Annotated in this window: 5 protein-coding genes; all 5 read right to left on the bottom strand. The window is 60.5% G+C overall.

The features are described 5' to 3' along the window. Nucleotides 1-271 precede the first annotated feature (271 nt). Nucleotides 272-1,804, bottom strand: coding sequence for an FGGY-family carbohydrate kinase (locus ACRESD_RS11695; protein ID WP_431751042.1), 1,533 nt, complete (start codon nt 1,802-1,804; stop codon nt 272-274). Between the two features lie 3 nt (nt 1,805-1,807). Beyond that, complete coding sequence (locus tag ACRESD_RS11700; protein WP_431751043.1) at nt 1,808-2,887, bottom strand: alcohol dehydrogenase catalytic domain-containing protein; 1,080 nt, start codon at nt 2,885-2,887, stop codon at nt 1,808-1,810. 28 nt (nt 2,888-2,915) lie between these two features. Further along, complete coding sequence (locus ACRESD_RS11705) at nt 2,916-3,908, bottom strand: ABC transporter permease (protein WP_431751044.1); 993 nt, start codon at nt 3,906-3,908, stop codon at nt 2,916-2,918. Beyond that, a complete protein-coding gene (locus tag ACRESD_RS11710; RefSeq protein WP_431751045.1) occupies nt 3,874-5,382 on the bottom strand; it encodes a sugar ABC transporter ATP-binding protein in 1,509 nt (502 codons plus the stop codon). The genes ACRESD_RS11705 and ACRESD_RS11710 overlap by 35 nt, the downstream gene beginning before the upstream one ends. Before the next feature lie 63 nt (nt 5,383-5,445). Continuing rightward, nucleotides 5,446-5,746: substrate-binding domain-containing protein (locus ACRESD_RS11715; RefSeq protein ID WP_431751046.1), on the bottom strand; the 301-nt coding region annotated here is incomplete at its 5' end.

Consider the following 5,746-nt stretch of genomic DNA (forward strand, 5'->3'; position numbering starts at 1 on the left):
AGTCAATGATGCGCCGACTGAAAGATTGCTATCGCAGGCAAGCCAGCTCCCACATTTTCAGACCGCGTTGAATCAGTGGGTTTGCAGGTTGTGCATGGATGCGGTGGTGGGTGAAGTCGAAGGCTGCGTTCATAGATCACAATCTCAAGAACAATGAGGGTCCCTGTGGGAGCTGGCTTGCCTGCGATAGCGGTAGATCAGTCAATGATGCGCCGACTGAAAGATTGCTATCGCAGGCAAGCCAGCTCCCACATTTTCGGACCGCGTTGAATCAGTGGGTTTGCAGGTTGTGCATGATCGGTTTCAAGGTCGGATACAGCTTCAAGTACTCGGCAAACGTCCGGTCATAAGTCATGACATTCTCACGCTTGGGCTGCGCCCGCCGCTCAAGTTGCACCCAACCCTTTTCCATTTCACCGTCATCAACAAGCCCCACCGTGTGCGCCGCCAGCAACGCTGCACCCAATGCGGCTTCCACTTCCTGAACAATGGTGTAAACCGGGTAACGCGTGACATCCGCAATGATCTGCATCCACAAATCCGAATGGCTCGCCCCGCCGACCACAATCAAGCGCGGGTCCAGCGAATGCGCACCTTGTGTACCGGCTTCAATGTTGTGCCGCAGGGCAAAACTCACGCCTTCAAGCACCGCGCGGTACAGGTGAATGCGGCTGTGATACAGGTTCAGTCCAACGAAACTGCCGCTAGCGCGGTCGTCCCATACCGGGCTGCGTTCGCCCATCAGATACGGTAGGAACAACAGGCCCTCGCTGCCCGCCGGGATATGCATCGCGCTTTGCTCCAGCAACACCAGGCTGTCCTGGCCAGTAGCCTGGGCCTGCTGCTCTTCGGCCTGGCAGAACTGCTCGCGAAACCAACTGACCGAGGCACCGGCCGTGATCGCTCCGCCGAAGATGTACAGGTCGCGGTGGCCGTTGTAGACATGGGGCATGCTCACCAAGCCGTGATGGGCATCCACCTGCTGGTTCAAGTAACCCCAGCACATGCTGGTGCCGATCATGGCTACGTGATTGCCCGGCTGCGTCACGCCCGCGGCCAATGTCGCCATCGCCGCATCGACGCCCCCGGCAAGGATCGGCGTGCCCGCCTGGAGCCCCAGGCGCGCAGCCCAATCCGCCAACAAACCACCTACGACTTCTGCGGAATACACCAGGCGCTCCGGCATCATCGCTTGCGGTATGCCCAGCGCATCGAGCATTTCGGCAGACCAACCACGGGCCTTCACGTCGTAGACACCACCGATGTTGCCGGCACTGCTATGGTCCACCGCCAACTCGCCCGTGAGGCACCAGTTGATATAGCTGTTGGGTGGCAGCAGGTAGCGGGTGTTCGCCCATACTTCGGGCTGGTGCTGCTTGAGCCAGAGCATCTTGGTAAAGCCGTAGTAGCTGTCCACCGAGTTGCCGGTGACTTCGAACAAGCGTTCCAGGTCCACGTTCTCACGCACCCACGCCACCTGCTCGCCGGCGCGGCGGTCCATCCAGATCAGGCACGGATGCAACGGCGTCATCTGCGCATCCACCGCAATCCCCGAACCGCCGTACAAGCTGCTGATGCACAGCGCTTTGACCTGCTCCGCCGCCACGCCCGACTTGGCCATGCACTGCGCCACACAGGCCTCGACCGCATCCAGCCAGACCTGCGGCCATTGTTCGGCCCAGCGCACTTTCGGGGTATCCACGCGATACCCCTGGCTGTGCTGGGCGATGATCGTACCTTGACCATCCACCAGCAGCGCCTTGGTGCTCTGGGTTCCTATATCGACACCCATGACGTAGTTCATTTTTCAGGCCACCGGCTTCAACAGCACCTTGATCGACTGGGTCGAATTGGCCAACGCGAAGGCTTCGGCAAAGTCGTCCAGCGGGAAGTCATGGGTGACGATGCCTTTGGAGGTGACCAGGCCACGCTCGAACAGGTCGATGGCGATCGGGTAGCAATACGGGCCGAGGTGCGCACCACGCACGTCCAGCTCCTTGCGGTCGCCGATGATCGACCAGTCGACACTGGTCTCGGCGCCGAACACGCTGAACTCGACAAAGCGACCGAGCTTGCGGATCAGGTCCAGGCCCTGGGTCACGCCAGCTGGCACGCCGGTAGTTTCGATGTAGACGTCGCAGCCATAGTTATCGGTGAGGCTGTTGATGATCTCGCGGGCATTGTCGCGGGACGGGTTGATCACCACGTCGGCGCCGAACTGCTTGGCCAGTTCCAGGCGTTCGTCAACCATGTCGATCACCACCAGCTTCTTCGGGGTCTTCAACGCGGCGACTTGGACCATGCACAGGCCTAGGGTGCCAGCGCCGGCGATCACCACCACGTCGTCGAGCTGGATATCACCGCGGTTGACCGTGTGGATCGAACAGGCCATAGGCTCCACCAACGCCGAGTCTTCAAGCGAAACCGACTCAGGGATCTTGTGTACGATGGCGGTCTTGGGGATGCGCATGTACTGGGCCATGCCACCTTCGGCCACTTCACGCTGAAAGCCGAAGATGTTGTGCACTTCGCACATCCAGTACTTGCCCGATTTGCAGAAGCGGCACTTGCCGCAGGGCACGATCTGCTCGGCGATCACCTTGTCGCCTACGGCGACTTCGAAGTGCTCTTCGGCGCCCTCGCCCGCTTCCACCACGTAGCCAAAAAACTCGTGCCCCGGCACCACCGGTGCCTTGACCCACGGATTGTCGCCGCCCCAGAACATCGCCGCGCCCGAGTGGCACTTGCAATCACTGGCGCAGATGCCACAGGCGGCGATGCGGATCACCAGTTCATTGGCGCGGGCCTGGGGTTTGCCGATGCGTTCCAGGCGATAGTCTTTGGGGCCGTGGCAAACGACGGCTTGCATTTCGGTGTGCTTGTCCATGGTGTTCGGTCCTGTTTTTGTTAGGAGTTTATTTATGGCGCTGACGGCTGATAAAGATCGCCAGCAAAATGATTCCGCCTTTGATCACGCTCTGGACGTAGGGCGAGACCCCGAGCATGTTCAATCCGTTATTGAGTACGCCCAGCAACATGGCACCGAGCAGCGTGCCGACGATGACCCCGCGCCCGCCGGCAATCGAGGCGCCGCCCAGCACTACGGCGGCGATGGCATCCAGCTCGAACGACACGCCGGCATTCGGCTGGCCGCTCATCAAGCGTGAGGTCAGCACCAGCCCGGCAATCGCCGCAGTCAACCCGCTGATGGCATACACCAACAACTTGAAGCGCGCCGCCCGCACCCCGGACAAGCGCACCGCTTCTTCATTGCCACCAATGGCGTAGATATAGCGGCCGATGCGCGTGTGTTGCAGCAGCACATAGGCGGCAAAATAAGTGATCAGCATGATCAGGATCGGCACTTCGATGCCGAACAGGCTCTGGCGGCCGAAGAAACCGAACCACTCCGGCAGCCCGGAAATCGGGTAGCCATCGGTGTACATCAGGCCCAGGCCACGGGCGATACCCATGGTCGCCAGGGTGACGATGATCGGTGGCATGTGCAGGTAGGCGACGAACAGCCCGTTGCCGACACCGAAGGCCACGCCGATCAGCATCCCGGCGCCAATCGCCAACCCAGGCGGCAAGCCCGCGACCATCAGGCCGGCGGTCAGAGTGCCGGACAACGCCATCACCGGCCCCACCGACAAATCGATGCCGCCAGTGAGAATCACGCAGGTCATGCCCACCGCGATAATCGCGTTGATCGACACCTGGCGGGCGATGTTCGACAGGTTGCTGGCGGTCAGGAACGTGTCGCTGGCAAGGATCATCACCAGCGTTACCACCACCAACCCGACAAAGGGATAAAACGCCGGTGAGCGCACCAGCCGCGCCAGGTTCAGGCGCAGTCGGCTGCCGTCGCCGGTGTTAATGGACGTATTCACTTGAGCTCCCTGTTGCATGGCGCATGACCTCTTGAGGATTGACGGCGGACGCTTCGAGTAACTTGACGATGGCGCCCTTGTGGAACACGGCGACGCGATCGCACATGCCGATGACTTCGGGCAGTTCGGAAGAAATCATGATGATTGCGTAGCCCTGCTCGGTCAGGCTGCGCATCAAAGCGTAGATCTGCGCCTTGGCGCCGACGTCGATGCCACGGGTGGGCTCGTCGAACACCAGTACGTCGCAGTGATGGTTGATCCAGCGCGCAATCACCACTTTCTGCTGGTTGCCGCCGCTGAGATTGAACACCCGGCTCTCGCCACTGGGGGCCTTGATCGACAGCTGTTTCATCAGGCTATCGACGTTCGCACACTCTCGGTCCTTGTCGATCAGGCCAGAGGCGTTCTGGTACTTGGGCAGGTTGTTCAGGGAGATGTTTTCGCGAATGCTGAAATCGGTGATCAACCCTTCGCTCTTGCGGCTCTCCGGGAGCAGGCCAATGCCGTGGGCCAGGGCTTGAGCCGGGTCGTCCAGCGTGACTTTTTCGCCGCGCAGCCACACGTCTTTGCTCACCGACGGCAGCGCGCCCATCATGCCCAGTGCCAGTTCGGTACGGCCCGAACCCACGAGCCCGGCAAAGCCGAGAATCTCGCCCTTGTGCAGTTGGAAGCTGTTGTGGGGGCCGTTGCGTACTAGCTGGATATCCTTGACCTCCAATAACAACGGGCCGCGTGCTTTCGTCGGTTTGGGTGGAAAACTGCTTTCCAGACGACGGCCCACCATCATCTCGACCAGACGGTCAATGTCGCTGTCAGCCACATCGGTAACCCCCACATTGCCGCCGTCACGCAGCACACTGATGCGGTCGCACACCTGGAAAATCTCCTCCAAGTGGTGAGAGATAAAAATCACCGCCACACCCTGGCGCTTGAGCTCACGCATGATCTCGAACAGCAGCTCGGCTTCGCTGGGTGTGAGGGTGGCAGTCGGCTCATCCAGCACCAGCAAGCGCGCATCCAGGGCCAACGCCTTGGCAATTTCGACAAACTGCTGCTCGGCCACACTCAAGTGCTTGACCGCGCATTGCAGGTCGATGGTCACGCCCAAGCGCTTGAATAACGCCTCGGATGCCTCAACCATCTCGCGCTTGCGCAGCAGGCCGAAGCGGTTACTCAGCTCATGACCGAGGAAGATGTTTTCCACCGCCGTGAGATAGGGAATCAGGCTGAACTCCTGGAACACGATGCCGATACCGGCGGCAATTGCATCGCGGTAGGTCGCGAAATGTTGCGCCTGGCCGTCGATCAGAATCTGGCCTTCGTCCTGATGCTCGACGCCGCCGAGGATTTTCATCAGGGTTGATTTACCCGCGCCATTTTCCCCAAGCAACGCGTGGATCTCGCCGCGCTCCACTTGCAGGTTGATGGACTTCAGGGCCTGTACGCCCGGGTAGCGCTTACAGATATTTTCCAGCTTCAAAAGACTGCTCATACCGCCAACCTCGTATTCAGAAGGAAACCTTAAGCCCCACGGATTGCGTGAGGCCTGGGGGATCTACCAACTGAAGTCCTTGGCCTTGGCCTGGTCGATCAGGGTGATGTCCACCGGGATCGTGGCGGGCACTTGCGAGCCCCATTTCTTGGCCAGGGCAATGCCCAGGGCGAGGCGGATCTGGTCGCGGGGGTACTGAGCCGAGGTGGCGATGAACTTGCTGCCGGGTTTCTGGATCGCCTTGATCGCTTCCGGCGCGCCGTCGACGCTGACCAGTTTTACGTCCAGGCCGCTGGCTTCGATGGCTGACAATGCACCCAGGGAGCCGTTGTCGTTCACGCTGAAAATACCCTTGAGAGTGGGC

It is taken from the genome of Pseudomonas sp. (assembly GCF_050739995.1).
Taxonomy (GTDB): Bacteria; Pseudomonadota; Gammaproteobacteria; order Pseudomonadales; family Pseudomonadaceae; genus Aquipseudomonas.